The organism is Achromobacter sp., from assembly GCF_036567245.1.
Taxonomy (GTDB): domain Bacteria; phylum Pseudomonadota; class Gammaproteobacteria; order Burkholderiales; family Burkholderiaceae_B; genus Achromobacter.
The window spans coordinates 1-16,794 of sequence record NZ_DATCUY010000171.1; the positions used below are offsets into that span (position 1 = coordinate 1).

General features: G+C 64.4%; 15 protein-coding genes and 1 pseudogene. 5 read left to right on the plus strand and 11 right to left on the minus strand.

The window, feature by feature from the left end; translation table 11 throughout:
• Window positions 1-116 precede the first annotated feature (116 nt).
• The 8 genes from VIR09_RS07280 to VIR09_RS07315 all read right to left on the minus strand — a co-directional run bounded on the left by VIR09_RS07280 (window position 117) and on the right by VIR09_RS07315 (window position 8,857).
• A complete protein-coding gene (locus VIR09_RS07280) occupies window positions 117-1,625 on the minus strand; it encodes an amino acid ABC transporter permease/ATP-binding protein (RefSeq protein ID WP_332012268.1) in 1,509 nt (502 codons plus the stop codon).
• A 22-nt stretch (window positions 1,626-1,647) separates the two neighbouring features.
• On the minus strand, window positions 1,648-2,499 hold the full coding sequence (locus VIR09_RS07285) for an ABC transporter substrate-binding protein (RefSeq protein WP_414639399.1): 852 nt from the start codon (window positions 2,497-2,499) through the stop codon (window positions 1,648-1,650).
• 391 nt (window positions 2,500-2,890) lie between these two features.
• The gene (locus VIR09_RS07290; RefSeq protein WP_332012269.1) at window positions 2,891-3,346 is read right to left on the minus strand and encodes a DoxX family protein; all 456 of its coding nucleotides are present in this window, start codon (window positions 3,344-3,346) and stop codon (window positions 2,891-2,893) included.
• 11 nt (window positions 3,347-3,357) lie between these two features.
• A complete protein-coding gene (locus VIR09_RS07295; RefSeq protein WP_332012280.1) occupies window positions 3,358-5,244 on the minus strand; it encodes an amidohydrolase in 1,887 nt (628 codons plus the stop codon).
• A gap of 128 nt (window positions 5,245-5,372) precedes the next feature.
• Window positions 5,373-5,636 carry a XapX domain-containing protein gene (locus tag VIR09_RS07300; protein ID WP_332012270.1) on the minus strand — a complete coding sequence of 88 codons (264 nt, stop codon included), beginning with the start codon at window positions 5,634-5,636 and terminating at the stop codon, window positions 5,373-5,375.
• A 40-nt stretch (window positions 5,637-5,676) separates the two neighbouring features.
• Complete coding sequence (locus VIR09_RS07305; protein ID WP_332012271.1) at window positions 5,677-6,381, minus strand: pirin family protein; 705 nt, start codon at window positions 6,379-6,381, stop codon at window positions 5,677-5,679.
• A gap of 81 nt (window positions 6,382-6,462) precedes the next feature.
• Complete coding sequence (locus tag VIR09_RS07310; protein WP_332012272.1) at window positions 6,463-8,055, minus strand: MFS transporter; 1,593 nt, start codon at window positions 8,053-8,055, stop codon at window positions 6,463-6,465.
• Between the two features lie 115 nt (window positions 8,056-8,170).
• A complete protein-coding gene (locus tag VIR09_RS07315) occupies window positions 8,171-8,857 on the minus strand; it encodes a hydrolase (protein ID WP_332012273.1) in 687 nt (228 codons plus the stop codon).
• Between the two features lie 315 nt (window positions 8,858-9,172).
• Here VIR09_RS07315 and VIR09_RS07320 point away from each other — a divergent pair, with 315 nt between their 5' ends.
• Window positions 9,173-10,096: a LysR family transcriptional regulator gene (locus VIR09_RS07320; protein WP_332012274.1), complete on the plus strand. Its 924-nt coding sequence runs from the start codon at window positions 9,173-9,175 to the stop codon at window positions 10,094-10,096.
• 106 nt (window positions 10,097-10,202) lie between these two features.
• Here the strand turns inward: VIR09_RS07320 and gyrB are convergent, their stop codons facing one another.
• The 3 genes from gyrB to dnaA form a co-directional block, all read right to left on the minus strand.
• Window positions 10,203-12,650 carry a DNA topoisomerase (ATP-hydrolyzing) subunit B gene (gene gyrB, locus VIR09_RS07325; RefSeq protein WP_332012275.1) on the minus strand — a complete coding sequence of 816 codons (2,448 nt, stop codon included), beginning with the start codon at window positions 12,648-12,650 and terminating at the stop codon, window positions 10,203-10,205.
• 95 nt (window positions 12,651-12,745) lie between these two features.
• Window positions 12,746-13,855: a DNA polymerase III subunit beta gene (dnaN, locus tag VIR09_RS07330; protein ID WP_332012276.1), complete on the minus strand. Its 1,110-nt coding sequence runs from the start codon at window positions 13,853-13,855 to the stop codon at window positions 12,746-12,748.
• A gap of 2 nt (window positions 13,856-13,857) precedes the next feature.
• Window positions 13,858-15,321 carry a chromosomal replication initiator protein DnaA gene (gene dnaA, locus VIR09_RS07335; RefSeq protein WP_332012277.1) on the minus strand — a complete coding sequence of 488 codons (1,464 nt, stop codon included), beginning with the start codon at window positions 15,319-15,321 and terminating at the stop codon, window positions 13,858-13,860.
• 395 nt (window positions 15,322-15,716) lie between these two features.
• Between dnaA and rpmH the strand changes: the two genes are divergently transcribed.
• From rpmH to VIR09_RS07355, 4 genes and pseudogenes are all read left to right on the plus strand, one after another.
• Window positions 15,717-15,851: a 50S ribosomal protein L34 gene (gene rpmH / locus VIR09_RS07340; RefSeq protein ID WP_003816025.1), complete on the plus strand. Its 135-nt coding sequence runs from the start codon at window positions 15,717-15,719 to the stop codon at window positions 15,849-15,851.
• Window positions 15,852-15,900: 49 nt separating this feature from the next.
• A complete protein-coding gene (locus VIR09_RS07345) occupies window positions 15,901-16,272 on the plus strand; it encodes a ribonuclease P protein component (protein WP_013397083.1) in 372 nt (123 codons plus the stop codon).
• A complete protein-coding gene (gene yidD / locus VIR09_RS07350; protein ID WP_332012278.1) occupies window positions 16,269-16,541 on the plus strand; it encodes a membrane protein insertion efficiency factor YidD in 273 nt (90 codons plus the stop codon). Before VIR09_RS07345 ends, yidD begins: the two co-directional genes overlap by 4 nt.
• Window positions 16,542-16,589: 48 nt before the next feature.
• Window positions 16,590-16,794: pseudogene (locus tag VIR09_RS07355) on the plus strand (membrane protein insertase YidC); the annotation flags it as partial.

Consider the following 16,794-nt stretch of genomic DNA (forward strand, 5'->3'; position numbering starts at 1 on the left):
CCTCGGCCAGCGCGTCCTCGTCGCGACGCGCCACCAGGGCGAGAGCCGCGCTGGCGGGGTCCGCCGACGCCCGCTCCAGGCAGTCCGACACCGCGCGCAGGGATATGTCGCACCGCTCAGGAGACATGGACATGGCTCAGGAAATCCTTGACGCGCGGGTCCGCGCTAGCCAGCACATCGGCCGGCGGCGCATCCAGCAGGACACGGCCGGCCTCCATGAACACCACTCGATCGGACACCTTGAACGCGAACCCCATCTCGTGCGTCACGATCAGCATCGTCATGCCTTCGCGTGCCAGCGTTTCCACGACTTTGAGCACTTCGGCCACCAGTTCCGGATCCAGCGCCGAGGTCGGCTCGTCGAACAGCATGATGGAGGGACGCATGGCCAGCGCGCGGGCGATCGCCACGCGTTGCTGCTGACCGCCGGAGAGCTGATGCGGATACTTGTGCGCGTGATCCAGCATGCCCACTTTGTTGAGCAGGACCAGCGCTTCGCGGCGCAATACGCCAGCGCTGCCGCGTCCGTGGTACTCCGGCGCCAGCATCACGTTTTGCAGCACGGTCTTGTGCGGAAACAGGTTGAAGCTCTGGAACACCATGCCAATATCAAGGATGCGGTCGCCGGGTCCCGCCTGCACGCCGGTCCCCGGCGATCCCAGGAAGGGTTTGCCATGCAACAGCACCTCGCCGCCGTCCAGCGTCTCCAGGCCGTTCAACGTGCGTATCAATGACGTCTTGCCCGAACCGGACGGACCGATGATGCTGATGACTTCACCGGCCTTGACCGTCAGGTCTATGCCCTTGAGCACTTCATGGTCGCCGAAGCGCTTGCGGGCATGCCGCACTTCCAACGCAGGCGCGTTGCCGGCGGCGGTCAGCGCCGGTCCGGACTGCCCTTGCTGGATCTCGCGCCGCGCCGCTTCGTCCAGCGCCAGGGGCTTGGGCGCGCGCCGCAGGATGTTCATATGCGACTCGAGCCAGCCCAGCAGTTTGTCGAACAGCGTGACGATCAGCACGTAATACAGCGCCACTGCCAGCATGGTCTCGAACACCAGGAAGTTCTGCGTGTACAAGCGTTGCCCGACCAGCAGGATCTCGGCCAGCGAGATCACCGATACCAGCGACGTCAGCTTGGCGATCGTGATGAACTCGTTGCTCAGGGCGGGCAGCGCGATCCGCAACGCCTGCGGAATCACGATCATGCGCTGGATGCCGGCATAGCGTATGCCCAGCGCCCGTCCAGCCTCGATCTGACCGCGCGGCACGCCCAGGATGCCGCCGCGATGGATCTCGGCGATGAAGGCCGTTTCGCTCACGACCAGGGCGGTCAGGCCGGCGTAGAACGGGTCCGACAACAGCGCGCCCGCCGCGGGAAACACCTGCGGCAGGTTGTAGATGAACACCAGCAGCACCAGCAGAGGCAGGCTGCGGAAGAACCAGATGTACAGACCCGCCAGGCGGCTGACGAACGGATTCTTCGCCTGCTTCCCCAGCGCCAGCAGGAAACCCGCTGCCACGCCTATCACCCACGTTGCCGTGCTCAGCTTTACCACCACCCAGCACGCCTTCCAGAAGTCGGTGTCCCAGAGCAGGCTGACGGCGTAGTCCCAATCGAAATGCATGGTCGCGGATTCCGTCGCGGCCTTATCGCGCCGGGCCTGCCAAAGCGGCCTGGACTTCGGCGGCGGACGGCTCCTCCAACCCGTAGCGGGCCAGCAGCGCCTGGTACTCGCCGCTGTCGCGGGCCCGTTGCAACGCGCCGTTCAGCGCGCTCTGCAGCTCTTTCGATTCCTTGTTGATCCCCAGCCCGATCACGATCGGATAGAGCAGGGAGGTCGAGGTGACTTTCAAGCTGTCCTTGGACTGCGCCAGCATGCCGTGCACCACCGCCGCGTCTTCGATCATTGCGTCCGCCGCCTGCGAACGCAGCGCCATCATCGCTTCGGGAGAGGTCGGGAACTCCAGCACTTTGATCTCGCCCAGCCCCTTGGGCTGGCAAGCCTCGCGCGAGACCTTCTGCAACTTCGGCGTCCATGACGCCCCCTTGATCGACGCTACGCGCTTGCCGCACAGCGCCTCCGGCCCCGCGGGTGCGTACTGGCTGGCGGCCAGCACCAGCAGCGAGGCGCCCGTCTTCAGGTACGGAATGAAATCGATCAGCTTGGTGCGCTCGGGCGTGACGTAAAGCGCCGACGCGACCGTATCGAAGCGGCGCGCCCGCATGCCCAGGATCAGGTCAGGAAAGCGCGTATCGACGAATACCGGCTGCAGGGACAGCTTGGAGGCCAGCAGCCGCGAGAAATCCGCGTCGAACCCGGCGGGCTTGCCGCCTTCCATGTACGCATAGGGCGGATAGGTAAGGTCAGAGCCCACCGTCAGGCTGTCCGCCTTGATGGTGGCGGCGGCAAACACCATGGGAGTTGCCGTGCACAACATGAACGCGGCCAGTGCGTGAGCGGCGCCGCGGCGCGACGCCACCAGAATCTGAGTGAACATGTTTTCCCCTATGGAACGCCCTGAGAGCCGCGGCCAGATTGGATCTGCCCTATACCGGGAGGTATTTTCCGCACCAGGATTGTTGAACAATTTTTGCGATTTTCCGGCAACGAAGGAGTAGGGGATATGGGTATTTTCCCTAGCGCTTTCACCGTAGCCAGCGAACTTCGCGCCGTCAGCCGCCAGGTCCGGATCTGGCCATGCGCATGATCAGCAGGACCGCTACGCCATCCAGAGAACGTGGAGACGCCTCCCCATCGTCCGCCTGTGCGAGGCCGTGCACGACGACTGGGAAGCACAACGCCAGCAAGCAGCCATACGGCTGCTTGCTGGCGTTGTGCTGGCTACGCGGACGTTGGTCCGCCTGCCAGGATGGGCTACGTTGCTTGCCTCAGGACACCGCCCCGCCGGGCCTGGTCTCCCTGAGATCCAGCCACGCCACCAGCAACAACCCGCCCGCCAGCCCCAGATGCTCGAAGAACGAGTTGGCCGCCATGAAGCGTTCCTGGCCTATCGGCATCTCCCAGAAGCGCAGCGCGATGCCGGTCGCCATCAGCGTGAAGGCAGCCAGCGCCAGCGCGCCCAGCCATCGCAGCCTGCCCGTCAGGATCATGACGGAGGCCACCAGCTCCAGCGCGATCACCAGCACCGCGAACAAGGGCTCGGGCGACAGGCCAAAATGCGCCATCTCGCGCAGCGCGCCGGGAAAGTCAGTGAGCTTCACCACCCCTCCCTGCAAATAGGCGGCGCACAGGCCCAGATAGGCCAGGAACCGGACGGCAGAGGCTCCGAACAGCGGACGGGCCATGTCGGCCAGCCGCCGTTCCCATTGAAAGGGCGTACTCATGGCGGGTCCCCTTAAACGGCCCAGCAAGAGCAGCCCAGCGCGCCGAAGAAGCCCTGCAGGTCCGAGCTGGGCGCATTCGATGCCCACGCGCGGGCATGGTCGTGCCCATGCATGCCGCAGGAGCTGGCGCATGCGCAGGCCGCCATGTTGCGGTAGCCCAGCGAGTTGCGGCCGGCGCCTTGCGGATCGCCCCATGCTCCATAGCCGCCGAACAACCGGGTAGGCGACCAGTCGGGCATGGCGGGCGGCAGTGGGTTGTCGTCCAGCGGCGCGAACTCACCCGCGCCGTAGACCACGCGACCGCCCACCACGGTCAAGTCCGAGGTCAGGAAAGAAATCTCGTCCTCGGCGCAGCTGAAGTAGTCCTTGTCCGGCACGATGAAGTCGGCAAGCTGGCCGGGTTCGATGCGGCCGCGCTTGCCTTCCTCGTTGGAGAACCAGGCCACGTTCTCGGTCCACATGCGCAGCGCGGCTTCGCGATCGAGGCAGTTGCGCGCGGGGTAGAGGCGGGTGCCGCCCACGGTCTTGCCAGTGACCATCCAGGACAAGGAGACCCAGGGGTTGTACGAAGCGACACGGGTCGCGTCGGTGCCAGCCGAGACCTTCACGCCGCGCTGCAGGATCTTGGCGACGGGCGGCGTGGCTTCGGCGGCCTTTGCGCCGTAGCGCTCGATGAAGTACTCGCCCTGGTACGCCATGCGGTGCTGCACGGCGATGCCCCCGCCCAGCGCGGCGATGCGGTCGATGGACTTGTCGGAGATGGTTTCGGCGTGGTCGAAGAACCAGTTCAGCCCGGTCAGCGGCGTGTCGCGATGCACTTTCTCGAACACGTCCAGGGCCCGCGAGATGGTCTCGTCGTAAGTAGCGTGCAAGCGCCACGGCCACTTGTTCTGCACCAGCACGCGCACGACCTCTTCCAGCTCGCCTTCCATCTCCGGCGGCATGTCCGGACGCTCGACGCGGAAGTCCTCGAAGTCGGCCGCCGAGAACACCAGCATTTCGCCGGCGCCGTTATGGCGGAAATAGTCCGTGCCTTGCTTGTACTTCACGCTGGAAGTCCAGTTGAGGAAGTCTTCCTTTTCCTGCTTGGGCTTCTGCGTGAAGAGGTTGTACGCCAGCCGCACCGTCATCTGGTTTTCATCGGCCAGCTTCTGGATGACGGCGTAGTCGTCCGGATAGTTCTGGAAGCCGCCGCCCGCATCGATCACCCCTGTCACGCCCAGGCGGTTCAGTTCGCGCATGAAGTGGCGCGTGGAATTGACCTGGTAATCGAAGGGCAGCTTGGGACCCTTGGCCAGCGTGGCATACAGGATGGTCGCGTTGGGCTTGGCCAACAGCAGGCCCGTGGGATTGCCCTGGGCATCGCGCATGATCTCGCCGCCAGGAGGATTGGGCGTGGTCTTGGTATAGCCCACCGCGCGGAGCGCGGCGCCGTTGAGCAATGCGCGGTCATACAGGTGCAGGATGAACACCGGCGTATCGGGCGCGATGGCGTTGATCTCGTCGATCGTGGGCAGGCGCTTCTCGGCGAACTGGTGCTCGGTGAAGCCGCCCACCACGCGCACCCATTGCGGCGCGGGTGTAATGGCCACCTGGCGCTTCAGCATGGCCATGGCGTCGGCCAGCGTACGCACGCCATCCCAACGCAGCTCCATGTTGTAGTTGAGACCTCCGCGCACCACATGGGTATGGTTGTCGTAGAGGCCCGGCAAGGCCGCCCGGCGCTTCAGGTCGACGACCCGCGTGCCGGCGCCGGCCAGTGCCATGACTTCGGCATCGCTGCCCACCGCCATGAACCGGCCGTTCTTGATCGCAACAGCGCTGGCCTGCGGTTTGCTGCGATCCAGCGTGGTGATGCGGCCATTGTGGAAAATGACATCCGGGGTAGCGTTGGACATATTGGGTTCTCCTTGGGAACTGGCGATGGCGTGGCGCCCCATCATGCCGTTGAGCGCCAGGGCGGAAGCAACACCGATGAGATCGCGACGTGTAGGCATGCAATGTCTCCTTTGATGCGGGAACCGGCTCAGCCATGTTCCTTGTCTTGGGTCTGATGGCGGCCGGGCAATTGCCCGAGTACGTGGCTCACGGCCTTTTCCTTGTCGCAGGCGGCGACGAAGGCGGTTCCACTGAGCAGTTGCCGGCCCACCGGAACGATCTGCTCGCCGACCAATATGCCGAGCAAGCCGATCAGGGCCACAAGGGGCGGGGCGGGCGAGCGGACCTGCAGCAGGCTGTAGACCACGCCGACCAGCAGCCCCGCGCCCAGGGAAAGCAGATAGATCTTCATATGTGTCCTCGTTGTGTCGATGGATAGGGATGGATGCCGCTCAGGCGTGCGTATCAGCCAGGAGGATTTCCGCGTCGTCCAGGGCCATGAGGCGCAGCTCCGTTTCGTCGCGGATGGCGGCGCCGTCACCCAGGCCGATCTCCACGCCATTGACCTTCAATCTGCCTTTGGAGGCGACCAGGTAGCCGCGCCGCGCGCCGCGCGCAAAACGATAGGTGGCGGCCTCGCCCGCCTTCAGCGCCAGCGCAAGCACCCGCGCATCGCTGCGGATCGGCAGCGCGTCTTCGTCGCCGTCCATGCCGCTGGCCAGGGTGATGAACCGGCCCTTGCAGGCTTCGCCCGCAAACGACTTTCTGCCCCAGCTCGGCGGCGCGCCGCGGCGATCCGGCTCGATCCAGATCTCGAACACCTGCGCGGGTCCGCCTTCCATGTTGAATTCAGCATGCGTCAGGCCGCTGCCCGCGCTCATGACCTGCACCTCGCCGACACCGGTACGGCCGCGGTTGCCCAGATCGTCTTCATGAGTAAGCGCGCCTTCCCGCACGCAGGTGATGATTTCCACATTCGCATGCAGCAAGGGCGCGAAGCCCGAGCCCGGCGCGATGGTTTCGTCGTTCCATGCGCGCAGCGCGCCCCAGTTCATGCGCTCAGGATCCTGGTAGCCAGCGAAGGAAAAATGATGCTTGACGTCGAGCCAGCCGCGGCGGGCATGGCCCAGGCTCGCAAGGGGACGGCGCTCAATCATGGCGCGCCTCCAAGTCCCGGTTGCCATCCTGCGCGACAGCATGCGTCGTGGAGTTCATGAGCTGGCTCCCGCTACTGCCCGTCAGTGCTTCAAGGCCAGGAAGTGATGCACCTCAGGCCTGTCCGGCCCCATGTGGAAACGCAGCGCCTCGGTTTGCAGATCGGCATCGGCATGGGATACCCGGTGATGCTGACGCAAGTGTTCGGCCCAGGACTCGACGAAGAACCACTCGACCACCCGCTGCGGATCCCCGGTGTGTTCGACCACGCCCCAGGCATAGGCCCCGTCGCGCAAACGCTCTTGCGACAAGCGCTTCATCGCGTCGAGAAAGGCAGGCCGGTCCTCCTGGCGGATGCGGTACTCGACCTGCACCAGCACCGGGCCGCGATCGTTGGCGACCGGCTCGGCGAGCAGCGGCTCCGGCCAGTGATTCGACGCCTGCAGATCCGCTTCGCCGATCGGCAGACGCACGCGATGGAACAGCAGCGCCACCACCACCAGGCCGGCGGCGCTGACCGCCAGCGCGTAGGGCACGCCGATCTCCCGCGCCACCAGGCCCCAGCCCAGGCTGCCGGCGGCCATCGCGCCGTTGAAGACCATCAGATATACGGCCAGCCCGCGGCCGCGCACCCAGTTGGGCAGGATGGCCTGGGCCACGCCGTTGAACGTGGTAAGCGCGGTGATCCAGCCCATGCCCAGCACCACCAGCAGCAGCACGGCCAGCCACTGGGGCGGCGCAAACACCAGCCCCGCCATGACCGCCGCGCTGGCCACGGAAGCCAACAGCACCAGCCCGTCCGTATCCAGGCGGGCGCTGAGCTTGGGCATGACCAGGGCGCCGATGATCGCGCCCGCGCCCACCGCACCCAGCAGCACGCCGTAGAAACCGGCAGTGCCTCCGAGCATCTGTCGCGCCACCAGGGGCAGCAGAGCCCAGACCGCGCTGGCGAACAGGAAAAAGACGGCGGCGCGCAGCAGTACGCGATGCAGCTCCTTGCTGGCCCGCGTGTAGCGCAGGCCAGCGCGGAACGCGCCGAAGAAGTTCTCGGACAACGCGCTGTCGGCAGCCACGGGGCGTTTCCACCACAGCAAGGCGGCGATGACGAACACGTAGCTCAGCACGTCCAGCCCATAGGTGACCGCCGCGCCGAAGCTGGCCAGGATCAAGCCACCCGCGGCCGGGCCGATGGCGCGCGCGATATTGATGCCCAGTGAGTTCAGCGCGACGGCGCCCTTGAGTTCCTCGCGGGGAACCAGTTCGGGCACGATGGATTGCCAGGTCGGCCCCATCAGAGCCGCGCCGATGCCACCAACAAAGGTCAGCGCGATCAGGTAGTCGACGGTCAGCGCGCCGAAGTGCGACAGCAGCAGCAATGTGCCGCTTACCGAGGCAAGCAGCAGCTGCACGAATATCAGGAAGCGGCGGCGGTCCAGGATGTCGGAAAGCACGCCGGCAGGAATCGCCAGCAGGAAAATCGGCAGGGTCGCGGCTGTCTGGATCAGCGCCACCGCGGTCGGGCTGGCCGACAGGTCGGTCACCAGCCAGGAGCTGGCCACGTCTCGCATGAAGCTTCCTACATTGCCCAGCACCGTCGCGGCCCACAGGACGGCGAACACGGACTGGCGCAAGGGCGCGAAGGTGCCGCGCGTCGCGTTGCTCTTCTGGTCTGGCATGGGACTCTCCTGGATCGCGCCAGGCAGCATACGGACCCGCAAGTCCCGCCGCCCACCGTGTTCAAAGCAGAATGCCGGGCCGGCCAGAATCTGTCTGGCCGGCCCGGCTTGCGGTTTACTTGGCGGGGTTGGGGCCGATGCGTTCGCCGTGCTGGACGCGCTCCGCCAGCTTGTGCACGTGGGTGACCGCGTAATCGATGCCCATGCCGTAGGCGCCCGAGTGTTCCTTGACGATGGCGGTGACGGCGTCATAGGTTTCCTTGCGGGCCCAGTCGCGCTGCCATTCCAACAACACTTGCTGCCAGGTCACCGGCACCACGCCGGCCTGCACCATGCGGTCCATGGCGTACTTGTGCGCGTCCACCGAGGTGCCGCCCGAAGCATCCGCCACCATATAAATTTCGTACTCGCCTTCCAGCATGGCGCAGAGCGCGAAGGTGGTGTTGCAGACCTCTGTCCAGAGGCCGGCGACGATGATTTTCTTGCGGCCATTGGCGGCCAGCGCGTCGCGCACGTTCTGGTCGTCCCAGGAGTTCATGGAGGTGCGCTCCAGGATCTTGTTCTCGGGGAACACGGCCAGCAGTTCGGGATAGGTGTTGCCGGAGAAGCTGTCGGTTTCGACGGTGGTGATGGTGGTCGGGATGTTGAAGGTGCGCGCGGCCTTGGCCAGGCCCACCACGTTGTTCTTCAAGGTCTGGCGGTCGATGGATTGGACGCCGAACGCCATCTGCGGCTGTTGGTCGATGAAGATGATCTGGCTGTTCTGCGGGGTCAGGACTTCGAGGTACTTGTTGGCGGACATGGCAGGTCTCTCTTTCAGGAAAACGATCAGGAAGGGCGGCGGGGAAGAATTCGGTGTAGCTGGCAAACCGTCCTGGTCTGCACCGGCATTGCGGTGAGGGCGCCGCTTAAAGGGCCCGTGCATCTCGTCAGTCGGTAAATGCATAGTAGAGAGAGGCCGCAATCCTGAGAACCCGCTGCAAGGAATACCATCCATTCCATTTCTTGCATGATGACAATGACGTGACAGCTTCATGCTGCGCTGCGTTCGACACCATTCTTGTCTGAGCCATAGGCAGGGGCTATCATCGGCGCGGGCATTTCCCGAGAGCACGAGATGAGCAAGCTGCCGGATTTAGAAGGTTGGGCGATCTTCGCCAAGGTCGCCGAGACCGGGTCGTTCGCCAAGGCGGCGGCCGAGTTTTCCTTGTCGCAAGCCACGGTTTCCAAGACCATCAGCCGTCTGGAAGCCCGGATGAAAACGACGCTGTTCCATCGTACTTCCCGCAGCATGACCTTGACCGAATCCGGCTACGCGGCGCTGGAACGCGCGGCCCGCATCCTCGAAGAGGGCGAGGCCGTCGAATCCGAGGTGGCGGAGAAGTCGAGCAGCCTGCGCGGCAAGATCAGGCTGTCCGCGCCCATGTCTTTCGGCGTCACGCATCTGGCGCCGATGTTGCCTCCGTTCATGCAGGCCAATCCCGATGTCGCCCTGGAGATCGAATTCAGCGACAAGCAGGCGGACCTGGTTTCGGAACGCTTCGACCTGGCGCTACGCATCTCCAACCTGGTGGACTCGACGCTATTGGCGCGACGCCTGTGCTCCGTGCGTATCCTGCTGGTTGGCGCCCCCAGTTACTTCAAGCGCGCGGGCCGCCCCAAGCATCCCAAGGATCTGGCGCAGCACACCGCGCTGCAATACATGTACGCGCGCAACGGCTCGAGCTGGCGTTTCCGCCATGAAAAGCACGGGGATTTCTCGCAGTCCTTGCCCGTGCACCTGAACGTGAACAACGCCGAAGCCCTGACGCCGGCGCTGCAGGCGGGCATGGGACTGGCGCTGCAGCCGGAGTTCCTGGCATGGAAGGATCTGCAATCGGGCGCGCTGGAGACCGTGATGGATGACTGGCAGGTCGATCCCATCGCCTTGCACATCGTCACGCCGCCGGGGCGCCGCCGTCCGGCCAGGGTGCAGGCCTTCATCGAGTACCTGGCCGAGCGGCTGACGGCCGAGCCCTGGGCCAATGACGTGCAGGTGTGACGCACTTGCGTACCTGGTCGCGCGTCGGCCAGTTGCATGAAAATGGGGCTGCGCAAGGCAGCCCCTTTTCTATGGCATCCAGGATCTCAGCCGAGACCCCGTGCGATCAGGCGTCGATGTTCCCCGCCGACAGCGCATGCGTCTCGATGAAGTTGCGACGCGGTTCAACGTCGTCGCCCATCAGCGTGGTGAAGACCTCGTCCGCCGCGATGGCGTCCTCGATCTGCACGCGCAGCAGGCGGCGCACCTTCGGGTCCATGGTGGTTTCCCACAGCTGTTCCGGGTTCATTTCGCCCAGACCCTTGTAGCGCTGCTTGGAGATGCTGCGGTCGGCTTCGCTGCGCAGCCATTGCATGGCCTCGCGGAAGTCGGACACGGTCTGTTCCTTGCGCTTTTCGCCTTCGCCGCGAGCGGCCAGCGAACGCGCGCCGACCTTGCCTGAGAAGCTCTTGGCAGCCTTGGACAGGACGGCGTAGTCCGAACCGCTCACGAAGTCTGCGTCGATGATGCTGACGCGCACGTTGCCGTGGTGCATGCGCTGCACCGACAAGCGGTGACGTTCGGTGGCTTCGTCGAACTGCGGCACCACTTCGACGCCGTTGCCGCTGACCGGATCGCGCATGGCATCGGCCAGGCGACGGGCGGAGTCAGCCGTGGACTCGGCCGATTCCAGGTTGATCTCCACGCCTTCGGCCATGGCCGACAGCGCACCCACGTCGAACACGCGCGACAGGCGCGCGATGACGCCGTCGGCCGCCACGTACTGGCGGGCCAGGTCGGTCAGTTCGTCGCCGCGGATGATGTTGCCGCCCGAGATGATCTCGGCATCCTTCAGCGCCAGCTGCAGCATGAACTGCGCTTCTTCCTGGTCGTCCTTCAGATACCGTTCTTCACGGCCGACCTTGACCTTGTACAGCGGCGGCTGGGCGATATACACGTAGCCGCGCTGCACCAGCTCGGGCATCTGGCGGTACAGCAGCGTCAGCAGCAGGGTGCGGATGTGCGCGCCGTCGACGTCCGCGTCGGTCATGATGATGAGGCGGTGGTAACGCAGCTTGTCGACGTTGAAATCGGGGCCGATGCTGGTGCCCAGCGCGGTGATCAGCGTGGCGATCTGTTCGCTGGCGATGAGGCGGTCGAAGCGCGCCTTCTCGACGTTCAGCACCTTGCCGCGCAGCGGCAGGATGGCCTGGAACTTGCGGTCGCGGCCCTGCTTGGCCGAGCCGCCTGCGGAGTCGCCCTCGACGATGTAGAGCTCGCACAGCGCAGGGTCTTTTTCCTGGCAATCGGCCAGCTTGCCGGGCAGGCCTGCGCCTTCCAGCACGCTCTTGCGGCGGGTCATCTCGCGCGCCTTGCGCGCGGCTTCGCGCGCGCGGGCGGCTTCGACGATCTTGGCGCACAGCGCCTTGGCGTCGATCGGGTTCTCGAGCAGCCAGGATTCCAGCGTACGGGCCACGGCTTCTTCAACCGCCGGACGCACTTCGCTGGAGACCAGCTTGTCCTTGGTCTGGCTGCTGAACTTGGGTTCGGGCACCTTCACCGACAGCACGCAGGCCAGGCCTTCGCGCATGTCGTCGCCGGACGTTTCGACCTTGGCCTTCTTGGCCAGTTCGTTGTCGGCGATGTACTTGTTGATGATGCGAGTCATCGCCGCGCGCAGACCGGTCAGGTGCGAGCCGCCGTCGCGCTGCGGGATGTTGTTGGTGAAGCACAGCACGCTTTCGCTGTAGCTGTCGTTCCACTGCATCGCCACTTCGACGCCGACCGGCACGCCGCCCGCCGAGGACTCGGTGGTGACCGAGAACACGTTCGGGTGCAGTACGGTCTTGCTGCGGTTGATGTATTCGACAAAGCCCTTCACGCCGCCGGAGAACGCGAAGTTCTCTTCCTTGCCCTGGCGCTGGTCGATCAGGCGGATCTTCACGCCATTGTTCAGGAACGACAGCTCGCGCAGGCGCTTGGACAGGATCTCGTAGTGGTACTCGATGTTGTTGAAGATGACCGGGTCGGCCAGGAAGCGCACTTCGGTGCCGCGCTTGTCGGTCGTGCCCGTCACCGCCAGGGGCGCGACGCGCTCGCCTTGGCGGAACTCCATCTGGTGCACTTCGCCGTTGCGGCGGATGGTCAGCCGCAGCCATTCGGACAGCGCGTTCACGCAAGACACGCCCACGCCGTGCAGGCCGCCGGACACCTTGTAGGAGTTCTGGTCGAACTTGCCGCCGGCATGCAGCTCGGTCATGACGATTTCCGCCGCACTGCGGTGGAATTCGTCATCCTTGTGGATGTCGGTGGGAATGCCGCGGCCGTTGTCGGTGACCGAGATGGAGTTGTCGGTGTGGATCGTGACGACGATGTCGTCGCAATAGCCGGCCAGGGCTTCGTCGATGGCGTTGTCGACGACTTCGAACACCATGTGGTGCAAGCCGGTGCCGTCGGAGGTATCGCCGATGTACATGCCGGGGCGCTTGCGCACGGCCTCCAGCCCCTTGAGCATCTTGATCGAGTCGGCGCCGTAGCCGCCGTTCTCGGGAGTGGTGTTCTGCTGATCTGACATGTCTGTATCGATAACGCTTTAAAGAACGGCCTGGCGGCCGGACCGCGGACGCAGCACGAGGCTGCGCCACGGCACAAACCCACAAGTGGCGCGGATCAGATCCGCATGGGCATGACGACGTACTTGAACTGGTCGTCTTCGGGCAAGGTGATGAGCGCCGACGCGTTGGCATCGGGCATGACCGACCACTGGATGTTGTCCACCTTGACGTTGGCCAGCACGTCGAGCAGATAGCCGACGTTAAAGCCTACATCCAGCGCTTCATGGCCGTAGTCGATGTCGATCTCTTCCTGCGCCTCTTCCTGCTCGGCGTTGGAAGACGAAATCTTCATCTGGTTCTGGGCCAATTGCAGGCGCACGCCCTTGAACTTGTCGGTGGTCAGGATGGCAGCGCGCTGCAGGCTGCCCTGGAGCGCTTCGCGGTTGACCAGGAAATGGCGCGTGTAGTTGGTCGGGATCACGCGCGTGAAGTCGGGGAACTTGCCTTCCACCAGCTTGGATACGAGTTCCACATCGCCGAAGCGGAAGCGGATCTGGCCCGGCGCCACGTCGATGGAGACCACTTCGTCGGAGTCTTCCAGCAGGCGCTGCATTTCCAGCACGGTCTTGCGCGGCACGATCACTTCGTGGCGTTCGCTGATGCCGTCGGCTTCCGTCGAGCAGTGCGCCAGGCGGTGGCCATCGGTGGCGACGGCGCGCACGCGGCCCGGTTCGAATACCAGCAGCATGCCGTTCAGGTAGTAGCGGATGTCCTGTTGCGCCATGGCGAAGTGCACCATGTTGAACAGGTGGCGCAGCGTACGCTGCGGCATGGTCAGCGACACGTCCCACTGCTCGGGCTGAGCCACGGTGGGGAATTCGCTGGCAGCCAGCGTCTGCAGCGCGAAACGGCTCTTGGCCGACTGCACCGACAGCTTGTTGCTGGCCAGCGCCAGGCGCACGTCGCCGGTGTCCGGCAGGGCCTTCAGGATGTCCAGCAGCTTGCGCGCGGCGACCGTGGTGGATTCGTTGTCTTGACCCACGCCGAAATCGGCATGGGTGGTGATCTGTACTTCCAGGTCGGTCGCAATGAAGGCAACTTTGTTGCCTTCCTTGCGCATCAGGATGTTCGCCAGGATGGGCAGGGTATGGCGTCTTTCGACGATGCCCGCCACAGTCGATAGCGGTTTCAGCAATGCATCGCGTGTGGTTTGTACGAGTTGCATGTTCATCCTTTTAGAGTTTGTTCCAACACGTGCAGGGTATGGTTGAGCTCCGCTTGCTTGGCGCGGGCGTCGGAAATCTTGCGTACGGCATGCAGCACGGTGGTGTGATCACGGCCACCGAACAGATCGCCGATTTCCGGCAGGCTTTTCTGGGTCAGCTCCTTCGCCAGGTACATCGCGACCTGGCGCGGCAAAGCGATATTGGCGGGCCGGCGTTTCGAGTACATGTCGGCCACTTTGATCTTGTAGAAATCCGCCACCGTCTTCTGGATGTTCTCCACGGTGATCTGGCCGTTGGACACCGACAGCAAGTCCTTCAGGGCTTCCTTGCAGACGTCCACCGTCAGCACGTCGCGGCCGTGGAAGCGGGCGTAGGCCAGGACCTTGCGCAGCGCGCCTTCCAGTTCGCGCACGTTGCTGCGCAGATGCTTGGCGATGAAGAACGCCACTTCCTCGGGCATGGGCACGCCTTCGGATTCCGCCTTGCGCAGCAGGATCGCCACGCGCATTTCCAGTTCCGGCGGCTCGATGGCCACCGTCAGACCGGAGTCAAAGCGCGAGATCAGGCGGCTGTCGATGCCCGACAGTTCCTTCGGGTACGTGTCGCTGGTGATGATGATCTGCTTGCGCTGGGCCACCATCGCTTCGAACGCGTAGAAGAATTCTTCCTGCGTGCGGTTCTTGCCGGAGAAGAACTGGATATCGTCGATCAACAGCAGATCGAGCGAGTGGTAGTAGCGCTTGAAATCGTCGAACGCCTTGCGCTGGTACGCCTTCACCACGTCGGACACGTACTGGTCGGCATGCACATAGCGCACGCGCACACCGGTGCCCGCCGCCACCATCGCATTGCCGATGGCGTGGATCAAGTGGGTCTTGCCCAGGCCCACGCCGCCATACAGGAACAGCGGGTTGTAGGACGTACCTGGGTTCTCGGCCACCTGCAGCGCGGCCGCGCGCGCCAGCTGGTTCGCCTTACCCGTCACGAAGTTCTCGAACGTCAGGTCGGTGTTCAGGCGCGAGCGCTCGTACACGATGTTTGCCGCATCCGCGTTCACCGCTTGCGCAGCCTGCGCCGCCACCGTCGTCGCGGGTGCCGGAGCGGGCGCTACCGAGGGCCCTGGCGGCGGTGCGCCGCCTGAAGGGGAACCACCGGACGGATACGTTTGCGCGGATTGCGGAGCCCGCACGGGCGCGACCGGCATGCGCGGCGCGGCGCCCTGGGAAGGCAACTCAAACAGTACCTGCACCGGACGCTCGAACCACTCCGCGGCCAACGCTTCGATCTGGTGGGAAAAGTTCTTGCGCACCCAATCCAGCTTGAAGCGGTTGGGCGCGGCAACGCGCAGTACCGCCTGCGTTTCGTCGTACGCAAGCGGGACCAGCGGTCGTATCCACGCGCTGATTTGTTGGGGGGGGAGTTCCTGCTCAAGACGACTGACGCAGGTCTGCCAGAATTCTTTCATGTCGCTCTTATTCAAACCTCGATTCTACCTTGCCTGGGCTGGGGTTATCCACAGGGTAGGGCATAACTGTCCGCGTGGCCCAGGCTTAACTGTTTGACAAGACAGGGAAAACTTGCTGAAATGGTGGGCTTTTCCGAATTCTGTCTGTCAGAAGGTTCCACAGAGAGCTTAGCCGCGCTTTGTTGCGGGTGGTGTCTAACGATGCCTACGCCCATGCAACGGCCTGGTTTTAGCTTCTATAAGTCGCCCGGGGTTTCCCCGGTCAGAGCCCCGTCTACGAGTTGTTTTTTGCACCTGTTGCAAAAATGCTCACTAGATACCCGCTTCCTGAATGCGCGACCAGGAACCCTTCCGGGCAGGTCCCTTCTGACTTTTGTTCTTTTTGTGGATCGTCCATGAAACGTACCTACCAACCTTCCGTTACCCGCCGCAAGCGCACCCATGGCTTTCGCGTGCGCATGAAAACCCGCGCTGGCCGCGCCATCCTGAACGCTCGCCGCGCCAAGGGCCGCAAGCGTCTGGCCGTCTAAGTCCTGGTTTTCCGGTTTTTCCGGAATCCTGACGCCTGACCTGCAGTCCATGCCGCGCTCCACGCTTCCGCCGGAGGCGCGGCTGCATCGCCCCTCCGAGTTCGCCGCCGCCCTCAAAGGCCGGCGTCTTGCCCGAGGGGCGTTCTTCATTGTGAGCGCCGCTCCCAATGATCTACCTCCCGGCCAGGATGCCTGCGCGCGCCTGGGCCTGGTGATCGCCAAGCGGTTCGCCGCCCACGCCAGTACACGCAACGCCATCAAGCGGGTCATCCGCGAAGCGTTTCGCCATCGGCGCCTGGGGTTGCCGGCAAAAGATTACGTCGTGCGCCTGCATAGCAAGGTTGCGCCCGCCACGCTCACTGCGCTGAAACGCGCGGCCAGAGCCGAAGTGGACGCTCACTTTGAGCGGATCGCGCGATGATCAAGGCTTTACTCATTGCCCCGATCCGGTTCTACAGGTTTTTCCTGAGTCCCTGGATCGGCAGGCAGTGCCGCTTTACTCCCACCTGCTCGGCGTATGCGATCGAAGCGATCGAGCGCCACGGCGCCTGGCGCGGCTTCTGGCTGGCGGTCCGACGCATAGGCCGCTGCCACCCTTGGTCACCGGGCGGATTGGACCCCGTTCCGCCGGTCAAGGGAACCAATGGCCCCTCGTGCTGTTCCCACAGCCACCGCACCGAGCACGATTGACGCTAAACTGGCGGGCTTTGCTGGCCCGTATTCACCTCAGTAGGCACCATGGATATCCGACGAACCGTCCTCTGGATGATTTTTTCCTTCTCGCTGTTGCTCCTATGGAACAACTGGCAGATCCATAACGGCAAGCCGTCGCTGTTCGGCCCCACGCCGGCGGCCACCACGAGCGAGCCGCAGGCTGCCGCGAACAACGCGACGCCTTCGGTGCCCAGCGCGCCTGTCCCCGCGACTGCCGGCGCATCCGCCG